Consider the following 19529-nt stretch of genomic DNA (forward strand, 5'->3'; position numbering starts at 1 on the left):
GGAAAAATCGTATCGAGATCATGTTCGGCAGGCTCAAGGATTGGCGGCGTGTGGCGACCCGCCATGACCGATGCCACATGGTGTTCCTATCGGCCATCGCCCTCGCAGCGACCGTAATCTATTGGTTATGAATCCTGACCTTAGGCGCCACGCATTTATTCTATTGGCGGGGCGGGACTTTCATGTGATGACTGGCGCCTGAATATTTTCCGGATGCCGCCATGACCGACGATGCGACCGCCTTTTTGCAGGGCGGCGGCCAGATGGCCGCCGAGATCGCGCGCTTTGACTGGTCCAAGACCGCGCTGGGACCGATTGCCGACTGGCCGCTGACCCTGAAGATCGCGGTCGGCACGATGGTCAATTCGGCCTTTCCCAAATGCCTGTGCTGGGGACCGGGCCTGATGATGATCTATAATGACGGTTTCGTGCCGATCCTGTCGCGCAAGCATCCCTGCCTTGGTCAGCCCTTCCTGTCGGTCTGGGAAGAAACCGCGCATTCCATCGCGCCCATCGCCGAACGCGCCATGGCCGGCGAGGCGACCTTCATCGAGGATTTCGAGGTTCAGACCATCCGCAGCGGCGCGCTTGAAAACGCGCATTTCACCTTCTGCTACAGCCCGATCCGCGATCAGTTCGGGCAGGTGCAGGGGATGCTGAACACGGTTGTCGAAACCTCGGGCAAGGTGCGGGCCGAAAAGCTGTCGCAACTGCGCAACCGCGAATTGGTGCACCGGTCGCGCAACGCCTATGCGCTGGTCTCGGCGCTGGTCAATCAAAGCCTGCGTGGCGACCGCCCCCTGCCCGAATTGCGCGACGTGCTGCTGCGGCGCATCGCGGCGCTGGTGCGGGCGCAAGACGTGCTGATCGAGGGGAATTCGGCCACGGGGACGCTGGCGGATGTGGCGCGCCATACGCTGAACGGTTTCGCCGATCACCGCGATCGGCTGTCGGTCAGCGGCCCCGATATCGCCATCGCCCGTGGACAGCTGACCACGCTCAGCCTTGCGCTGCACGAATTGGCGACCAATGCCACCAAATACGGCGCGCTGTCCGTCCCCGCAGGCCGGGTGACGCTGACATGGGACAAGCAGGGCGACGATCTGGTGCTGATCTGGCGCGAGACGGGTGGACCGGCGGCCCGACAGCCCGATGCCATAGGTTTCGGCTCGACCATCATCGCGGGCGCCCTGCCCGAGGCTTTCGGCGGCGAGGTCACGCAGGATTTCACCGCCACCGGCCTGTGCGTCACATTGACGGCGCCGATAGCCAACCTGACGATTTCCGACGAAACTCCGGAAACCGAGATCGGGCAGGCCGTGCCGCTGCGCTAACCCCGACGGGCGCGAATATCCGCGTGCAGCCGCTGACGCAGTTCATCGGGCTGTTCGGCCAGAACCTGCATCACCGCCCGCATGTCGCCCCGCGCCGTGTTCAGCTGATCGACCAGCGACATCACAAGGGACAGCGCATCATCGCGAAGATCGTAGCAGTCGATCAGATGGCACAACAATTGCAGCCGCGCCAGATCCGCGTCGCGATAGCGGGCGCCGTCGCCGGCCTCGACCGGCACGACGACACGGCTGCGCAGAAAGCCATGCAGCCGCCCCGGCGTCAGCTCGTCGATGCGGGCCACGACCTCGGTTTCCGAATAGAAGCGGGTCATGTCTTCATCCCCCGGCGCGGATCATAGCCATGCGTCCCGCGCCATTCCTGCATGAAGCGAACCAGATCCTCATCGACCTGGGGCGGCATCGCAATCTTCAATTCGACATGCTGATCGCCGCCATTGATGCCGCGCCCGCGCAAACGCAGCCTTTGCCCACTGGTCGCGCCACGGGGGATGGTCAGATTGACCGGCCCGTCGATCGTCGGCGCGGCAACCGTGCCGCCCAGTACCGCCTCGTCCAGCGAGATCGGCAACGTCAGCAGGATATCGTCACCCTCGCGGCGAAACTCGGGATGCGCCGCGACCGAGATGGTCAGATAGGCATCGCCCGGCGCGCCCTGCCCCGCACCGGGGCCGCCCTTGCCTTTCAGCCGGATGGTCTGGCCGTCGCGCACACCCTTGGGGATGCTGACCTCCAGCGTGCCGCCCTCGGGCAGGGTCACGCGGGTCTTGCCGCCCTTGGCTGCGGTCATGAAATCGACCTGCAGGCTGAAACGATAATCCTGTCCGCGCATGTCGAAACCCCCGGCGCGACCCTGGCGGAACCCGCCCGCGCCGCGCCGGCCGAACAGATCGGCAAACACGTCGGACAGATCGGGATCCCCTTCGAACCCATAGCCCTGCGCATAGGGGTTGCCCGACGCCTCGGCATGCTCGCGGTAGAAACGCTGTTGCGGGCGTTCCTGACCCTGTGCGTCGATCTCGCCCGCGTCGAAGCGGCGGCGCTGTTCAGGGTCTTTCAGCAGATCATAGGCGGCCGAGGCCGCCTTGAACCGGTCCTGCGCCGCCGGGTCCGGGTTCAGATCGGGATGCGAGGTCTTGGCGATCCCGCGATAGGCCTTCTTGATTTCGGCATCGGTCGCGGTTCTGGCGACCCCCAATGCCGCATACGGATCACTTGCCATGCACAGCCCCCATATCCATCGCCTTGCTGATCAAGAAGATAGGGGGCTGGCAGGTTTCATCAATAGGGCAAGGGATGGTCGCGATGCAGGCGGTCGATGGCCTTTGCCAGATCCTCGGGCAGGGTCTTTCCGAACCCGGCGATCATGTGGTCCAGCTGCGCCAGATCGGTGGCCCCGATGATCGGCACATTCCTGAACGGGCGGGTCAACTGCCACGCCACCGCCATATGGATCGGATCCCAGCCATGTTCGGCCGCCAGCGCGTGATATGCCTGGGTCGCGGCAATGGCCCGGTCGGTCAGGCGACCGCCCAGCTTGCCCATGCCGCCCGTGGCCTTGTCCACGGCCACCCGGCTGCCTTCGGGGATGGCGCCGCCGTGGTATTTTCCGCTCAGCAGCCCCGCCGCCAAGGGCGAAAACGCCAGCAGGGTCACATCCTCCTGCACTGCGGCCTCGGCCAGATCGGTGTCGTAAAGACGATGCAACAGCGAATATTCGTTCTGGATCGCGGCGACGCGGGGCGCATTCAGGCTGTCGGCCACATCGCACCAACGGCCAAGCCCCCAGGCGGTTTCGTTCGACAGGCCAAAAGCGCGGATCTTGCCTGCCTTCTGCGCCGCCTGCACCGCCCGCAGCACATCGGCCATATGGTCCAGCGCCTGCTGCTTGCCGGGCTTGGCCGCATAGCTCCAGCTTTGGCGGAACGCCCAGGTGCCACGAACCGGCCAATGCAGTTGGTACAGGTCGATATGATCGGTCTGCAGACGTTTCAGCGAGGCGTCGATACAGGCCGTCACGGTCGCGCCGTCATAAGGCTGGCCGTCGCGCAGCATCTGGCTGGGCCCGGTGACCTTGGTGGCGATCTGGACCCGGTCGCGATTGCCGGGCCGGGCCAGCCAGCGACCGACGATCTGTTCCGTCACCCCGATCGTTTCGCGGCGCACGGGATTGACCGGATACATTTCCGCCGTGTCAAAGAAGGTCATGCCGACGTCGACCGCGCGATCCATCTGGGCACATGCGCCCGCTTCGTCGGTCTGATTGCCGAAGGTCATCGTGCCAAGGCAGATTTCGCTGACCTCGACATCGCTGCCGCCCAGGGTTGTTCGTTTCATAGCGGTCCTCAAATCTGGTTCGCCGCGAAGCTAGCGATAACGGCAGCAGGTGCAAGCAGGGATACCCGGCGGTTTTTTGCACAGCCTGAAGCAGCGATTGAGCTGGCCAAAAAGACAAATTCCGCACACGCCGAAGCTGTCATAGAAATAAACCAAGCGCAGCCCGGTTGCATGTTATCTGTTGTTTGGTGTCAGGCTGCGCTTAACCCTCTCTTGCTGGTTGATCGTCCGGGTGCGGCGGCATTGACGCCCCGCGTCAAAGCCGAAACAACGTGACAAACCACGGAGGAAACAAAGCCATGACCCGCATGACCACCCGTCGCAGCCTGCTGGCCGCCAGCACGCTTGCATTCGGCCTGACCGCCCTGCCCGCCCTTGCACAGGACTGGCCGACCGCGCCCGTGCATCTGTTCGTGGGCTTTCCGGCCGGATCCTCGCCCGACACCATCGCGCGCCTGGTGGCCGAACCGCTGGCCGAGGCGCTGGGTCAGCCGGTCGTCGTGGAAAACAAGCCCGGCGCGGGCGGCGTCATCGGCGTTCAGCAGATGCTGGCACAGAAGGGTGACGGCCACAGCATCGGCATCACCATCAACGGCCCGCTGACCACCGCGCCGCGCCTGATCCCGGAACTGGGCTATGATCCGCAGGCCGATATCGCGCCGGTCGGCCTGATCGCGACCAGCCCGCTGGTTCTGGCCGTGTCCGCGGACTTTGCCGCCCAGGATGCCGCGGCCTTCGTCGCCGATGCCAGCGCCCGTCCGGGCGAGATCAGCTATGGCTCGGTCGGTCAGGGGTCGGGCGCACATCTGACCGCCGAGCTTTTCGCCGGCGAGGCGGGGGTCGAACTGTATCACATCCCCTATAAAAGCTATGCCGAGGTGACGACCGCCATTCTGGGCGGCGAAATCGATGCGGGCTTCATGGCGCCTTCCGGGGCACTGCCGCATGTCGAGGCGGGGACGATGAAGATGCTGGGCATCACCTCGGCCACGCCGTTCGCGCAGGTTCCCGATGTGCCGGTGCTGGCCGGTCAGGCGGGCCTGCCCGACGATTTCCGGGCCGAGCTGTGGAACGCCATGATCGCCCCGGCAGGCACCGATGCGGCTGTGATCGAACGTCTGAACGGCGAATTGCAGACCATCCTTGCCGATCCCGAAATCCAGCAAAAGCTGCTGGCGATCGGCTGGCAGGTTCAGCCCGGCGCCCCTGCTGATCTGGCAGACCGCATTGCCGCCGATACCGAAATGTGGGGCGCGGTGATCGACAAGACCGAAGCGCAGCAATAAACCCCGCCGCAAGCAATTGCGGAACACGGGCTTATGCAACGCGACTATCACGATCTTCTATGGGGCGGGATTCTGGCCCTGTTCGGGCTGGGCGTGGCGGGATACGCCGCCCAGTCCTATGATTTCGGTGATCTGCGTCGGATGGGGCCGGGGTTCTTCCCGGTCATTCTGGGGCTGATCCTTGCAGTGCTGGGCATCGTCATCGCCATCCCCGCATGGTGGCGACAGGCCCAGCCCGAGCCCATCGCCTGGCGCGAGGGTGTGGCCGTGCTGGCCGCGTTGCTGTTCTTCGGCTTTTCCATGACCCGGCTTGGTATCGCGCCCGCAACCTTCGTCGCCGTGCTGATCGCCAGTTCCGTCGCGGCCCGGCGCGGCCTGGTCTGGCGCCTGATGCTGGCGGTGGTCGTGACCGCGCTGACCTGGGCGATCTTTCTTGGCGCGCTGGACATGCCGATCCCGCTTTTCCCCTGGAGCCGCTAGAATGACGACGCTGGAAGGACTGGCGCATGGCCTGTCGGTCGCGCTGCAACCCTCGATCCTGATCTACAGCCTGTTCGGCGCGCTGCTGGGCACCTTCGTCGGCGTCCTGCCGGGGATCGGGGCGATGGCGGCGATCACGCTGCTGCTGCCGATCACCTACTACATCTCGTCCGAGGCGGCGCTGGTCATGCTGGCGGGGGTCTATTACGGCGCGCAATATGGCGGATCGGTCGCGTCGATCCTGCTGCGCCTGCCGGGGACACCGCAATCGGCGGTCACCACGCTGGACGGCTATCCGCTGGCCCAGCAGGGTCGCGCGGGCGTGGCCCTGTTCACGGCGATGATATCCTCGTTCGCGGGCTCGCTGCTGGGCATCGCGATCCTTGTGCTGATGGCGGGCTGGCTGGCCTCGATCGCCACGCAGTTCGGGGCCGCCGATTACGCCGCGATGATGGTGATGGGGCTGGTCGCCGCCTCGACCATCGGGTCGCGGCAACCCGCCAAAAGCCTTGCGATGGTGGTTGTCGGGCTGATCCTTGGCACGGTGGGCACGGATGTGAATTCGGGTGCGCCGCGTTTCACCTTCGGGCAGACACAGCTTCTGGACGGCATCAACCTTGTCGCGCTGGCCATGGGCCTGTTCGGCGTGGCCGAGGTGATCGCCAATATCCGCAAGGCCGACCGTCACGGCCCGCCGAACCGGGTCGGCCTGCGCGAACTGATCCCCGCACGCGACGATCTGCGCCGCATCTGTGCCCCGATCCTGCGCGGCACCACGCTTGGCGGTTTCTTCGGGGCGCTGCCGGGGACCGGTTCGACGATCTCATCCTTCCTCAGCTATGCGCTGGAGCGTCGGGTGTCCCGCCGTCCCCAGAAATTCGGGCATGGAGCGGTCGAGGGTATCGCCGGCCCGGAATCGGCCAATAACTCGGCCGCGATCACCGCGTTCGTGCCCACGCTGACACTGGGGATACCCGGTGATCCGATCATGGCGCTGATGCTGGGGGCGCTGGTGATCCACGGCATCCAGCCCGGCCCGATGATGCTGGAGGCGCGGCCCGACATGTTCTGGGGGCTGGTCGTCAGCTTTGGCATCGGGAACCTGTTCCTGCTGATCCTGAACCTGCCGCTGATCGGGATCTGGGTGTCGATGCTGCGCATCCCCTTCCGCTGGCTTTATCCGGCGATCATCGTCTTCATCTGCCTCGGCGTCTATTCGGTGCGCGGCGCCAGCTTCGACATCGTGATGGTCGCCGCCGTGGGCGCGATCGGCTATGCCTTGGCGCTGGCCGCGTTCAGCCCGGCCCTGTTGCTGCTGGGCTTCGTGCTTGGCCCGCTGATCGAAACGAACCTTCGGCGTGCGCTGCTGGTGTCGCGGGGCGATCCGATGATCTTTCTGGAACGCCCGATCGCCTGCGGCTTCGTGATCGCGACGCTTGCGCTGATCCTTCTGCCCTTGGCGCGGCGGATCCGGCAGGGCAGAGGTTGACCCCTTGGCGCGGCCTGCCCTTCGGGGCAGGATCGCGGCATGGCCAGACGCCCGCCCAGCCCGTTTCATTTCTTCGCGGCCCTGCCGCCCCCGCCTGTGGCAGACCAGATCGCCACGGCGTGGCAGCGTTTCGGCACCGGCGAGCCGCTGCGTCGCGACAAGCTGCACCTGACCCTGATCCCGGTGGCCCAAAGTGACCTGCCCCCGGACAGGTTGCAGGCCGCGATGCAGGCCGCAGGCGATCTTATCGACCTGCCGGCATTCCCCCTCACATTCGACCGGCTGGAGACATGGCCGCAGCGCGGCCGCCAGGATCACCCGCTGGTTCTGACCTGCGATGCCGCCTGTCAGCCCGCCGCCCGGTTGTCGCGGGCGCTGCGCGATGCACTGCCCGCCGACCTGCGCTGGCCGCCGCGTCCATTCCGGCCGCATGTGACACTGGCCCTGGGCAAGGGATTTCCCGACCCGATCGCCCTGCCCATGCCGATCACATGGCAGGTCCGGCAGCTGACGCTGATCCAAAGCCTGCGCGGCAAGGGTCACCATATCGCCTTGATGTCATGGCCGCTGGCCGATCGGTGACGCCCCCATCCGGGCCGCGTAAAAAACTTTGCGAAAGCGTCAAAAAAGCTGCCAAATCGGCTTGACGCCCCCGGCCACAAACCGTAAATCCGCCGCACCCGTGGCGGAGTAGCTCAGTTGGTTAGAGCAGAGGAATCATAATCCTTGTGTCGGGGGTTCAAATCCCTCCTCCGCTACCATTTCCTTCCCCCTGAATTGATTGCGGCGCCTCGCCGCGCCCTGTCATTCGTGGAAGATCGCGCATCGTTCCGACGGGCAGACCCGATCGCAAAATGCGAACCGCTTTCCCTGCCCGGTCAGTGAAAATCCCGGCTGGGGAACAGGTGTTTGGCCTGATCGCGGGGATGCATGGCACGGGGTGTCGCACGCGGCCGGGGGGCGCTGTCGGTCTTGGCGGTGGTTTGGCCGACCTCGTGATCCAGCGGATGGCCCAGATCCGACAAGCGGTCCGAGATATCCTCGATCCGGTCCGCGATCAGATGCACGACGATCCCCTCACGCTGCAACCGCCCGGTGACACGCAACAGCCGTCCGCCCATGACCGCGCGACGGAACCGGTCAAAGATCTTGCGCCAGACAACGACATTGGACACCCCGGTTTCATCTTCCAGCGTCAGGAACACTACGCCCGATGCGGTGCCGGGACGTTGCCGGGTGATGACAAGACCGCAGACGGTCAGGCGGTGCAGCGGCGCGTCGATCAGCGCCGCATGAGGCGTCACACCGGGCATCGAGGGACGCAAAAGCTGCATCGGATGGGCGCGCAGGCTTAGGCGTGTGGCGACGTAATCCTCGACCACCTCTTCGCCGATCTGCATCTGCGGCAAGGTCACATCGGGTTCGGCTATCGCCTCGCCATCGACAGGGTCGTTGAACAATGGCAGCGGCGCGGCGGCGCGGATCGCCCGAACCTGCCACAGCGCGTCCCGGCGGCTGAGACCGATCCCGGCAAAGCCATCCGCCTCGGCCAGACGTTCCAGTGCGGCGGGGGCGACACCGGCACGCAGCCAGACGGATTCGGGATCGCGATACCCATTGCCGCGCGCCGCAGCGATCCAGTCGGCATCCTCTTGCCGGAACCCCTTGATCTGGCGAAATCCCAGCCGCAGCGCCAAAGCGCCATCGCCGCCGCGTTCCAGCCGGTTGTCCCACAGGCTGGCATTGACGCAGATCGGCAGCACCCGCACCTGATGTTCGCGGGCATCGCGCACGATCTGGGCCGGGGCGTAAAAGCCCATCGGCTGGCTGTTCAGCAGGGCGCAGGCAAAGATCGCCGGGTGATGCCGCTTCAGCCAGGCCGAAACATAGACCAGCAGCGCAAAGGCCGCCGCATGGCTTTCGGGAAAACCGTAATCGGCAAACCCTTCGATCTGGGAAAAGCACCTTGCCGAAACCTCGGCGGAATAGCCGTTCGCCATCATCCCGGCGACGAACTTGTCGCGATGTTCGCCGATGGTGCCCATCCTGCGGAAACTTGCCAGCGAGCGGCGCAGCCTGTCGGCCTCTTCGGCGCTGTAGCCCGCGCCCACCTCGGCAATCTGCAATGCCTGTTCCTGAAACAGCGGCACCCCAAGCGTGCGGCGCGTCACCTGTTCCAGTTCGGGCCCGAAAGGTTCCGCCTTTTCAAGGCCCTGCCGCCGCCGAATATAGGGCTGAACCATACCGCCCTGAATGGGACCGGGACGGACGATCGCGACCTCGATCACCAGATCATAGAATTCGCGTGGCTTCATGCGGGGCAGAAAATTCATCTGCGCCCGGCTTTCCACCTGAAACACGCCGACCGCATCGGCGACCTGAAGCATGCGATAGGTCTGGGCGTCCTCGGCGGGCACCGTCGCCAGCGACAGGTGCCGGTTCTCGTGATCCTGCAACAGGCCAAAGGCCTTGCGGATGCAGGTCAGCATGCCCAGGCCCAGCACATCGACCTTCAGGATCTTCAGCACATCGATATCGTCCTTGTCCCATTCGATGATGGTGCGATCCTCCATCGCGGCATTCTCGATCGGGGCCAGTTCGTCCAACCGCCCCTTGGTGATGACAAAGCCGCCGACATGCTGGCTGAGATGGCGGGGAAAGCCGATGATCTCACCGATCAGCCGCAGCGTCTGGGCCAGACGCCGATCGGCGGGATCAAGGCCCAGTTCGCGGATGCGGTCGGGATCGGGGCCGTCGCTGGAATACCCCCAGATCTGTCCCGACAGGCCCGCCGTCACATCCTGCGACAGACCCATGACCTTGCCCACCTCGCGAATGGCCGCGCGTGACCTGAAATGAATGACCGTGGCGCACAGGCCGGCCCGGTGGCGACCATATTTGCGATAGATCCACTGGATCACTTCTTCGCGCCGTTCATGTTCGAAATCGACATCGATATCGGGCGGCTCGCCCCGGTGGCGCGACACGAACCGCTCAAAGACCATGCCGATGGTTTCCGGCTTCACATCGGTGATGCCCAGAAGATAGCACAGGATCGAATTGGCCGCGGACCCGCGCCCCTGACACAGGATCCCCTGCGAGCGGGCATATTGCACGATGTCATGCACGGTCAGGAAATAGGCGGGGAAATCCAGCTCCGCGACCACGGCCAGTTCCTTGGCCATCAACTGCCGCGCCCGTTCGGTGGCCCCTTGGGGATAACGGCGGGCCAGCCCTTCATGGGCCAGCCGGGTCAGCCGCGCCATGGGGGTTTCGCCCTCGGCGATTTCCTCGGGATAGCCATAGCGAAGCTGGCCCAGATCAAAGCGGCAGCGATCCGCGATATCAAGGGTGCGCCGGATCGCGGCGGGGTGATCGCGAAACATCCGCGCCATGTCGGCCGCGGGCTTCAGGCGGCGTTCGGCATTGGGCAATGCATTGCGGCCAATCTGGTCGATGGTGCAGCCCAACCGCATGCAGGTCAGCACATCGGCCAGTTGCCTGCGGCTGGCGTGGTGCATCAGCGCATCCCCGATGGCGACCAGCGGCGCGTCCGCCTGATCCGCCAGCGCGGCGCAACGGTTGAGCCAGTCGCGATCATTGCCGTCATAGCGCGGGGCCGCGCCGGTAAAGACATGGCCGGGGTAACGTTGCGCGACCCGCGCGATATCGCGCAGCGCCGTGGGACATTCCGGGGGCATCGCAATCAGGATCATGCCCTCGCATCCTGACAGCAGATCGGCCAGATCCAGATGGCATTCCCCCTTGCCCGCGCGTCGCTTGCCCCGGGTCAGCAGCCGCGTCAGCCGCTGATAGGCCAGAACATCGGTCGGCAATGCGATCCAGTGAACGGTGCTGTCGCGCAGAACCAGCCGGCAGCCGACGATCAACCGGGGCAGGCGTGGCGCCATGGGCCGGGGGATGTCCTGCGCCGTGCCGATCGCCTGCCGCGAACAGCTGTCGATCCGGTGCTGCGACCGGATGCGGATGCTGTCGTCAACCTCGTCTTGCAGGATTTGCAGCGCGCGATAGGCCCGCACCACCCCGGCCAGCGAATTGCGGTCGGTGATGGCGATGGCGGCCAGGCCAAGTTCGGCCGCGCGGGTCACGAATTCCTCGGGATGCGCGGCCCCGGTCAGGAAGGTGAAATTGGTGGTGACGCACAGCTCGGCATAATCCGGGACGGATGCCGGCACGGTGTGGCCTGATCCGGGGGCGGCAAAGCTCATGCGAATTCCCCCTGCACGAACCAGCCGGGATTCTGCGGCGTATGGAACATCCACAGCCGCCGCCCCTGAAGGGTTTCGACCCGCCAGTAATCACGCAGCCCGCTGCGCCAGCCGGGATCGTCCAGCCACCATTCCGGCGCAATCCGTTCCGGCCCGGTCGCCCGCCCCGTTTGCAATGCCATTCGACGCCAGCGGAAATATTCGGGCGGACGGTTGCCGGTGGCGATCACCGGTTCGGGCGGAAACAGCACGACAGGGCGCGGATTCGGACTGACCCAGCCGCCATATGCCTGCGAATAGGCGGTTGGCGCGATAAGGAAGGCGCGTTCGGGGATATGGCTTTCGGCGGGCAGGAACCGCTGCACATGTTCCAGCCCGATCCGGGTGCCGATGCGGGTGATCAGATCGTCCATCCGTCCCTGATCATGGCCGCCCGCATGGGTGATCTGTTCGACCGGCAAAGGCTCGACCCGCACGGCCTCCAGCCGGATCTGGTCGATGCCAAAGCCCGCATCGACCTGTGAGACCCCCCGCTGAAACAGCGGCAGGATCCGGTCGGGATCGCGCATCGGCCGGGCCAGTCGCAGTTCCACCTGCTGCGCCTGACTATCCACACGCCGCAATGTCAGGCACAGAACCCGCGCCCCGGCCTGCTGCGCCCGCAGCTTGTCGCACAGCCCGATCAGCAAGCGTTCGGCGGCGTTCATCACATCGCTTTCCAGCCCGATCGGGTCGGGCAAGGTAAGGCGCAACCCGTAATGCGGCGGCTCGGCAGCCGGGCTGATCTGTTCGGGCTGATCCCCCAGCGCCTGATCCAGCCGCATCAGCAGGCCCCGCCCGAAACGGCGGGCAAGGGGGGCGCGCGGCGTCGCGGCAAGCTGCCCGATGCTGCGCAGGCCCATCCGTTGCAATCCGCTGACCACCCCCTGATCCAGCCGCAGCGCCGCCACCGGCAGATCGGTCAGCGCGGCATCGGGGCCGTAATGGGCCCGCGCCCAGGCCGCGCCACGGGTGTCGCCGCACCCGATCCGCACTGACAGGCCGGCACGCGACAGCCGCTGACGGATCGCGCCCAGCATCGGCCCCTCGCCCCCGAACAGATGGGCCGAGCCGGTGATGTCCAGAACCAGCCCGTCGCGCCCCTCGATCCCCACCCAGGGACACCAGCGCGTCGCCCAACGGCGCAGACCGCCCAGAAACCGTGCTTCTTGATCAAGGCTGGCGGGCTGGCTGACCAGATCGGGGCAAAAGGCCCGCGCGTCGGCAAAGCTCATCCCGCGATACAGGCCCTGCCCTTCGGCGATGTCATTCAGGCAGTGCAGGCGGCTGGCATTCTTTTCGACAACCGTCAGGACAAAGGGGCGATCAGTCGGACGCGCCCTGAGAACCCGGTCCGTGGCCAGACGGGGAAACCACAGCGATACGACGCGCTTCTGCATCCCATCGAACATGCCAAGTCCCAAGTGTTCCTGATTTGTTCTTAATAAGCTTCCATCGCTGCAGAGTCGAGTCATCCGGATCAAAGACCGGCGCACAATGCCAGCGCGTCTCGGCGGCGTTGCTGCCCATGCCCTCGGGGGTCAGGCACAATCCGGTCGTCCCGCCCGCCTGCGCAGCCAGTTGCAAGCGCCGCCCGATCGTCAGGCCAAGCGGGGCGGTGATTTCGGCCACGACACAGCGCAGGCTGCCATCGCGCAGCGCCTCTTCCGTGACGGCCAGCGTTTCGGTCTGATCCCTGGTCATCGCCATCAGCAGCCGCGCCGGGTCGAACCCGTCAAACCCCAAAGGGTTCAACTGTCCGGTTTGCCAGCGTTCGCGCACCCAAAGCAGATCGGCCCCGCTTTCCTGCGCCCCCCGCAAGGCAAAGCTGACCGCCGCCGGGCCCGACACCTCGTGCATGCGGGCCGGACGCAGGGGGTAGGCGGTGATCGGCATATGCGGCGTTCCTACCATATCGTGACGTTCCGGTCCGTTCCGTCAGCGCCGGGATGGCATGACGGGCCGGGGACGCGCCCCGGCCCGTCGGTGATCAATCAGGCGTCGCGGTCCCAGCCGCTGATTTCCTTCGAGTCCATGAACTCTTCCAGACCCATCACGCCGCCCTCGCGGGCACGGCCCGACATCTTGACCCCGCCAAAGGCCGAGCCCGCGCCGCGCGACATGCCATTGGTTTCGACCATGCCCGAACGCAGCTGCCGGGCCACGCGATTGCGCCGCGCCCCGTCCTGCGTCTGGACATAATTGGTCAGGCCGTAAGGCGTGTCATTGGCGATGCGGATCGCCTCTTCCTCGGTATCGAAGGGGATGATCGACAGCACCGGGCCAAAGATTTCCTGCTGCGCGATGGTCATGTCATTGCTGACATCGGCAAAGACCGTCGGGCGCACGAAATAGCCGCGATTGACGCCTTCGGGCAGGCCGGTGCCCCCCGCGACCAGCCGCGCGCCTTCGTCGATGCCCTTCTGGATCAGATCCTGGATCTTTTCCCACTGACCCTTGCTGACCACCGGCCCGATATGGCTGCCCGGCTGATGCGCCGAGGCGACACCGGTTTCGTTGGCGACCTTCGCCGCCGTTTCGACCGCCTTGTCATAGACCGAGCGTTCGACCAGCATCCGCGTGGGCGCGTTGCAGGATTGGCCGCTGTTGTAAAAGCAATGCGCCGCGCCACGGATCACGGCCTTGTCGTCGGCATCGGCAAAGATCACGTTCGCCCCCTTGCCGCCCAGTTCCAGCGCAACCTTTTTCAGGCTGTCTGCCGCCGCCTTGGTGATCGCGATCCCTGCCCGGGTCGAGCCGGTAAAGCTGATCATCTCGACATCCTGATGCGTCGACAGCTGGGTGCCGACACCGACGCCATCGCCATTCACAAGGTTGAAGACGCCCTTGGGCAGCCCGGCCTCGTCGATGATCTCGGCAAACAGCATCGAGCTGAGCGGCGCGATCTCGCTGGGTTTCAGCACGCAGGTATTGCCGGCCAGCAGCGCCGGGATCACCTTCAGCGTGACCTGATTCATCGGCCAGTTCCACGGCGTGATCAGCCCCACGACGCCGATCGGTTCCCACGCGGTCATGCTGTTGGGCGCGTGATCGCCAAGCGGACGCAGGAATTCGAAATTCTTGAAGGCGCGGATGAAGTTCTTGATATGGCCCGCGCCCGCACCGACCTGATCTTCCTGCGACATGTCCTGGGGCGCGCCCATTTCATGACTGATGGCCCAGGCCATGTCCTTGGCCCGCGCCTTGTAGATCTCGAACACGCGCTCGATATGGGCCAGACGTTCGGCCGGGGGGGTGGCGGACCATGCCGGAAAGGCCCGCTTGGCGGCGGCAACGGCGGCGTCGGTATCGGCCTGATCCCCGATCGAGATCACGGCCACGGCCTCTTCGGTCGAGGGGTCCGTGACCTCAAGATCGCGCGCGGCGGCAGGTTCGACCCATGCCCCGTCGATATAGAATTTGCGCTTGTCCAACAGCGTGCTCATCGCAGCCTCCTGAATTTCATTTGCCATGAAGGTGGCACCGGCTTGCGCCCTGTGCAAGTGCGCCGCTTGATCGGATCGTGCAAAGCCTTGGCGGATTGCCGCGTCCGCGCGGGCTGGCAATTGCCGCGCCGCCGCCTATGTTGTGGGCAACGCAGCTAAACGGAAAGGATGATCCATGGCTTTGCGCATCAATGACATCGCCCCCGACTTCACCGCCGACTCGACCGAGGGCGAGATCCGCTTTCACGACTGGCTGGGCGACAGCTATGCCATCCTGTTCAGCCATCCGCGCGATTTCACGCCGGTCTGCACCACCGAATTCGGCGCCGTCGCGCAGCTGGCCCCGGAATTCGAAGCCCGCAACACCAAGGTTCTGGGCATCTCGGTCGACTCGGTCGAGGATCACAAGAAATGGAAAAGCGACATCTCGCAGGTGGCCGGCACGCCCGCAAATTTCGCGATCATCGACGACACCTCGCTGACCGTCGCCAAGGCCTATGACATGCTGCCGGCGGATGCCTATCTGCCCGATGGCCGCACGCCCGCCGATTCCGCGACCGTGCGCAGCGTCTTCATCATCGGCCCCGACAAGAAGGTCCGCCTGATGATGACCTACCCGATGTCGATCGGGCGCAATTTCGCCGAGATCCTGCGTGCGCTGGATGCCGTGATCAAGACCGATGGCGTCCCCATCGCGACGCCCGCGAACTGGGTTCCGGGTCAGGACGTGATCGTCGCCCTGTCGCTGGACGACAAGGCCGCCGAGGAAAAATACGGCCCGCTGGATATCCGCCTGCCCTATCTGCGCTTTGCCAAAGATCCGGCCTGATCGGGCATGACACGCTCGGACCGGCCGTTCAGCCGCAAACTGGTGCGCCTTGGCTTTCAGATACTGGGGCGCGACCGGGCACATCGGCAGGATCTGTGGCCGGGCCTTGCCATCGACAAACCCTCCGGCCGCGTCACATGGCGCGGCCGGGCGCTGTTTCAGGCGGTTCCCGCGCAGGCCATCATCCCGCGCGACCTGCCGCTGATCGCCGTCGTCGGATCGGGGCCGTCGCTGAAAGGGCAGAAGATTTCCGCCCTGGGCGATGACGCCGCGATCCTGTGCAACGGCGCCGCCAGCCTTGCCGACAGGATCCGCCCGCTGGCCGTCGCCGTCGAGGATGAGCGTTTCGTCTTTCGCCATCACGCCATGCTGGCCGCGTTGCCTTGGGATATCCCGCTGCTGCTGTCGGCGGCCGCGATCCGCGCCTGGGCCGAGCGCGACCCAAGGCCCCTGCAGGACCGCCGCATCGCGCTGATCGACAACCTGCAAAAACCCATCGGCCTGCCGCGCCGCGCGATCAGCCATCCCGACCTGCGCCAGATCCTGATGCGCGGTCAGCGCGGCGCATTTTCGGTCGCGCCGGACGATGGCGTCGTCATTACCGGGACGGTCGCCTTCACCGCGCTGCAATTCGCGATGGCGGCCACGCCACGCCGCATCCTGCTGGCCGGGATCGACCTTTCGAACGATGATCAACCCCGGTTCTACGAAGGTCAGGACCGCGCCGCCTCGGGCCTGTCGGATGGCCTGCCCCGGATTCTGGATGGCTTTGCACTGGTACGGGACAACGCCGAAAAACGCGGCATCGAGCTGAGCTGCGCATCACCGGTATCCGCGTTGCGACAGATCGGCTATCGTCTTGACCCCATGCTTGAAGCCTTCGGAAAATAAGTCCCCGACCATGCTGCAGCTTGCCTTCATCACCGACAAAAACGCGCTCGATCCGACCCTGCTGGCGATGTGGTCGGCGATCCGCCACGCCAAGGCACCGCTGCGGGTTGCATTTCTGGGCATAGGGTTCGCGGCTGCGGACTGGGCGCGCGTGAAGGCTGTTGCCGCGCTGTCGGACAATTGTACGCTGGCGTCGATTGACTTCGACCCGACGCTTCTGAAGGGGGTCGCCTCGCCCTCGGGCTACATTTCTTCGGCGACCTTCGCACGGCTTTATCTGCATCGGCTTTTGTCGGGGCGGGTTCTCTATCTGGATGGCGACATTCTGGTGACGGGCGATTTGTCACCGCTTGCCTATATCGACCTGCAGGGCGCAGCCATCGCGGCGGTCCCCGATTATATGAGCCAGAAATGGATCAGCGCGGCCAGACAAGGTGGACAACGCCGCAAACGGAAAGCGCAGGCAAAGCTGGCGCGTCTGCGTGAGATCACTGCGCCCGAAGACTATGTAAACGCGGGTGTCGTCCTGATGGATCTGGACGCTATTACAGCCGACCCTGTGCTGGCCGCGGCGATGGAGAATGTCGAAGCCGCTGCCGCGATGCCACTGGCTGATCAGGATCACCTAAACCGGGTTTTTGCCGGACGCATCCTGCATCTGCAGCCGCAATGGAACTGTTCGTGGCGCAGGCTTGCGCAGCAACAGGCGAATCTTGCCGCCTCGGGGATCACAACCGATCCGACAGGTGCAGACCGCGATGCAGTCGTCATTCACTACCACGGTCGCCACAAACCCTGGCAGAAGATGCCCCTGAAATACGTGCTGCGCTTTTGGCCGTTGTTCCGGGAATATCGCCGCGAAAGGGCACGAATGCAGGCCGATCTGGATGCAAGACCGTGAAACGCGAAGGGCCCCTGCGGTTGCAGGGGCCCCTTGATAAGCGTCAGGCGCCAACCGATTACTCGGCGGTTTCTTCTTTCTTTTCGACGATTTCTTCGCCGGTCTCCTGATCGACCATCTTCATGCCAAGGCGGACCTTGCCACGGTCGTCAAAGCCCAGCAGCTTGACCTTCACTTCCTGACCTTCCTGCAGCACTTCGCTGGGATGGCCCAGACGGCGGTTGGCGATCTGGGACACGTGGACCAGGCCGTCGCGCTTGCCGAAGAAGTTCACGAAGGCACCGAAATCGACCAGTTTCACGACCTTGCCGGTGTAAACCTGACCTTCTTCGGGCTCTGCCACGATCGAATAGATCATGTCATAGGCCTTCTGGATCGAGTCGCCATTCGCCGAAGCGATCTTGATCACGCCGTCATCATTGATGTCGACCTTGGCACCCGAAACCTCGACGATCTCGCGGATGACCTTGCCGCCCGACCCGATCACTTCGCGGATCTTGTCGGTCGGGATCTGCATGGTCTCGATGCGCGGAGCATGGGCCGAGAAGCTGCCAGCTTCGCTGATCGCTTTCGACATCTCGCCCAGGATGTGCATCCGGCCGTCTTTCGCCTGCGCCAGCGCCTGTTCCATGATCTGGGGCGTGATGCCGGCGACCTTGATATCCATCTGAAGGCTGGTGATGCCGTTTTCGGTACCCGCAACCTTGAAGTCCATGTCGCCCAGGTGGTCTTCGTCACCCAGAATGTCGGTCAGAACCGCATAGCGGCCATCGTCTTCCAGGATCAGACCCATGGCGACGCCGGCAACCGGTGCCTTCAGCGGAACACCCGCATCCATCATCGACAGCGAACCACCGCAGACCGATGCCATCGAGGACGAACCGTTCGATTCGGTGATCTCGGACACGACGCGGATGGTATAGGGGAAGTCGGTCGCAGCCGGCAGAACCGCCTGCAGCGCGCGCCATGCCAGTTTGCCATGGCCAATCTCGCGACGACCGGGCGAACCCACGCGGCCAACCTCGCCGACCGAATAGGGCGGGAAGTTGTAATGCAGCAGGAAGTTCGAACGGAAGTTGCCGTGCAGCGCATCGATGATCTGTTCGTCATCGCCGGTGCCCAGCGTGGTCACAACCAGACCCTGCGTTTCACCGCGGGTGAACAGCGCCGAACCATGGGTGCGCGGCAGGAAGCCGACCTGGCTTTCGATGGCGCGGACGGTCTTGGTATCGCGACCGTCGATCCGGGCGCCACCATTGATGATGTCACCGCGCAGAATGGCCGATTCCAGCTTTTTCAGCGCCGAGCCCAGGTTCGGATCGGCCAGTTCTTCTTCGCTGAGACCTTCCTTGACCTTCGCCTTGGCGGCGGCGACGGCGTCCTGACGGTCCGACTTGTCGCGGATCGCATAGGCGGCGCGCATGTCGGCCTCGCCCAGTTCCTGAACGCGGGCATAAAGCGCACCGTATTCCGGCGACTGGAAGTCGAACGGCTCTTTTGCGGCGGATTCCGCCAGGCTGATGATCAGGTCGATCACCGGCTGCATCTGTTCGTGGCCGAACTTGACCGCGCCCAGCATCTCTTCCTCGGACAGCTCATAGGCTTCCGATTCGACCATCATCACGGCGTCCTTGGTGCCGGCGACGACCAGATCCAGACGCTGTTCGGGGTTGTTGCGCAGATTATCCATGTCCTGAACTTCAGGGTTCAGCACATAGTCACCGTCAACAAAGCCGACGCGTGCGGCGCCGATCGGGCCCATGAAGGGCACGCCCGAGATGGTCAGCGCGGCCGAGGCGGCGATCATGGCGACGATATCGGGATCGTTGACAAGATCATGGCTCAGCACGGTGCACATGACCAGGACTTCGTGCTTGAAGCCCGGTGCGAACAGCGGACGGATCGGCCGGTCGATCAGACGCGCGGTCAGCGTCTCTTTTTCGGTCGGACGCGCCTCGCGCTTGAAAAAGCCGCCCGGAACCTTGCCGGCGGCATAGTATTTTTCCTGATAGTGAACCGTCAGCGGGAAAAAGTCCTGACCCGGCTTGGGTTCCTTGGCGAAGGTCACGTTGGCCATGACGCTGGTTTCGCCCAAGGTCGCAATCACGCTGCCATCGGCCTGGCGCGCAACCTTACCCGTTTCCAGAGTCAGCGTTTCCTGCCCCCACTGGATCGATTTCTTCACTTCATCAAACATCTGATTTCCTCTTGGGACGGATCGGCCCTCCGATCGCCCCGTGTCATATGGCG

16 protein-coding genes, 1 tRNA gene and 1 pseudogene are annotated in these 19529 nt (G+C 64.7%); 10 read left to right on the forward strand and 8 right to left on the reverse strand.

The genetic code is table 11. The annotated features are described in order from the left end of the window. Both BMX67_RS19405 and BMX67_RS17620 read left to right on the forward strand, forming a co-directional pair. A pseudogene (locus tag BMX67_RS19405) lies at positions 1-131 on the forward strand (IS5/IS1182 family transposase); the annotation flags it as partial. A gap of 90 nt (positions 132-221) precedes the next feature. Then, positions 222-1334 (forward strand): HWE histidine kinase domain-containing protein, encoded by a 1113-nt coding sequence (locus BMX67_RS17620; protein WP_090737769.1) that lies wholly within the window; start codon positions 222-224, stop codon positions 1332-1334. Here the strand turns inward: BMX67_RS17620 and BMX67_RS17625 are convergent. From BMX67_RS17625 to BMX67_RS17635, 3 genes are read right to left on the reverse strand one after another with little or no spacing between them, the layout of a single operon-like run. Then, on the reverse strand, positions 1331-1666 hold the full coding sequence (locus BMX67_RS17625) for a MerR family transcriptional regulator (protein ID WP_090737771.1): 336 nt from the start codon (positions 1664-1666) through the stop codon (positions 1331-1333). The genes BMX67_RS17620 and BMX67_RS17625 overlap by 4 nt on opposite strands. After that, a complete protein-coding gene (locus BMX67_RS17630) occupies positions 1663-2574 on the reverse strand; it encodes a DnaJ C-terminal domain-containing protein (RefSeq protein ID WP_090737773.1) in 912 nt (303 codons plus the stop codon). Before BMX67_RS17630 ends, BMX67_RS17625 begins: the two co-directional genes overlap by 4 nt. A gap of 59 nt (positions 2575-2633) precedes the next feature. After that, entirely contained in the window at positions 2634-3689 is a 1056-nt protein-coding gene (locus tag BMX67_RS17635; protein ID WP_090737775.1) for an aldo/keto reductase, read from the reverse strand. Between the two features lie 299 nt (positions 3690-3988). Here BMX67_RS17635 and BMX67_RS17640 point away from each other — a divergent pair, with 299 nt between their 5' ends. The 5 genes from BMX67_RS17640 to BMX67_RS17660 all read left to right on the forward strand — a co-directional run bounded on the left by BMX67_RS17640 (position 3989) and on the right by BMX67_RS17660 (position 7705). Beyond that, complete coding sequence (locus tag BMX67_RS17640; RefSeq protein ID WP_090737778.1) at positions 3989-4975, forward strand: Bug family tripartite tricarboxylate transporter substrate binding protein; 987 nt, start codon at positions 3989-3991, stop codon at positions 4973-4975. 33 nt (positions 4976-5008) lie between these two features. Next, complete coding sequence (locus BMX67_RS17645) at positions 5009-5455, forward strand: tripartite tricarboxylate transporter TctB family protein (protein ID WP_090737780.1); 447 nt, start codon at positions 5009-5011, stop codon at positions 5453-5455. A gap of 1 nt (position 5456) precedes the next feature. Next, entirely contained in the window at positions 5457-6944 is a 1488-nt protein-coding gene (locus tag BMX67_RS17650; protein ID WP_090737782.1) for a tripartite tricarboxylate transporter permease, read from the forward strand. A 39-nt stretch (positions 6945-6983) separates the two neighbouring features. Beyond that, positions 6984-7526, forward strand: a complete 543-nt coding sequence (locus tag BMX67_RS17655) for a 2'-5' RNA ligase family protein (protein WP_090737784.1) — start codon at positions 6984-6986, stop codon at positions 7524-7526. Positions 7527-7628: 102 nt separating this feature from the next. Then, positions 7629-7705, forward strand: a tRNA-Met gene (locus BMX67_RS17660). 117 nt (positions 7706-7822) lie between these two features. Here the strand turns inward: BMX67_RS17660 and BMX67_RS17665 are convergent. The 4 genes from BMX67_RS17665 to BMX67_RS17680 form a co-directional block, all read right to left on the reverse strand. Continuing rightward, positions 7823-11173 carry an error-prone DNA polymerase gene (locus BMX67_RS17665; RefSeq protein ID WP_090737785.1) on the reverse strand — a complete coding sequence of 1117 codons (3351 nt, stop codon included), beginning with the start codon at positions 11171-11173 and terminating at the stop codon, positions 7823-7825. After that, positions 11170-12624, reverse strand: a complete 1455-nt coding sequence (locus tag BMX67_RS17670) for a Y-family DNA polymerase (RefSeq protein WP_090737787.1) — start codon at positions 12622-12624, stop codon at positions 11170-11172. Before BMX67_RS17670 ends, BMX67_RS17665 begins: the two co-directional genes overlap by 4 nt. Then, complete coding sequence (locus tag BMX67_RS17675; protein WP_090737789.1) at positions 12539-13108, reverse strand: ImuA family protein; 570 nt, start codon at positions 13106-13108, stop codon at positions 12539-12541. Before BMX67_RS17675 ends, BMX67_RS17670 begins: the two co-directional genes overlap by 86 nt. A 98-nt stretch (positions 13109-13206) precedes the next feature. Further along, positions 13207-14649, reverse strand: a complete 1443-nt coding sequence (locus tag BMX67_RS17680; protein ID WP_175479969.1) for an aldehyde dehydrogenase family protein — start codon at positions 14647-14649, stop codon at positions 13207-13209. A gap of 184 nt (positions 14650-14833) precedes the next feature. On the opposite strand from BMX67_RS17680, the gene BMX67_RS17685 reads away from it, so the two are divergent. Genes BMX67_RS17685 through BMX67_RS17695 form a run of 3 tightly spaced genes read left to right on the forward strand, consistent with a single transcriptional unit; the run spans position 14834 to position 17279 of the window. Next, positions 14834-15487 (forward strand): peroxiredoxin, encoded by a 654-nt coding sequence (locus tag BMX67_RS17685; protein ID WP_090737792.1) that lies wholly within the window; start codon positions 14834-14836, stop codon positions 15485-15487. Positions 15488-15493: 6 nt separating this feature from the next. Next, on the forward strand, positions 15494-16378 hold the full coding sequence (locus BMX67_RS17690) for a hypothetical protein (protein WP_090737794.1): 885 nt from the start codon (positions 15494-15496) through the stop codon (positions 16376-16378). 10 nt (positions 16379-16388) lie between these two features. Next, on the forward strand, positions 16389-17279 hold the full coding sequence (locus BMX67_RS17695) for a glycosyltransferase family 8 protein (protein WP_090737796.1): 891 nt from the start codon (positions 16389-16391) through the stop codon (positions 17277-17279). Between the two features lie 58 nt (positions 17280-17337). Here BMX67_RS17695 and pnp read toward each other — a convergent pair whose 3' ends face one another. After that, positions 17338-19476, reverse strand: a complete 2139-nt coding sequence (pnp, locus tag BMX67_RS17700; protein ID WP_090737798.1) for a polyribonucleotide nucleotidyltransferase — start codon at positions 19474-19476, stop codon at positions 17338-17340. Positions 19477-19529 lie beyond the last annotated feature (53 nt).

Origin of the sequence: Paracoccus homiensis (genome assembly GCF_900111675.1) — a bacterium.
GTDB classification, from domain to species: Bacteria; Pseudomonadota; Alphaproteobacteria; order Rhodobacterales; family Rhodobacteraceae; genus Paracoccus; species Paracoccus homiensis.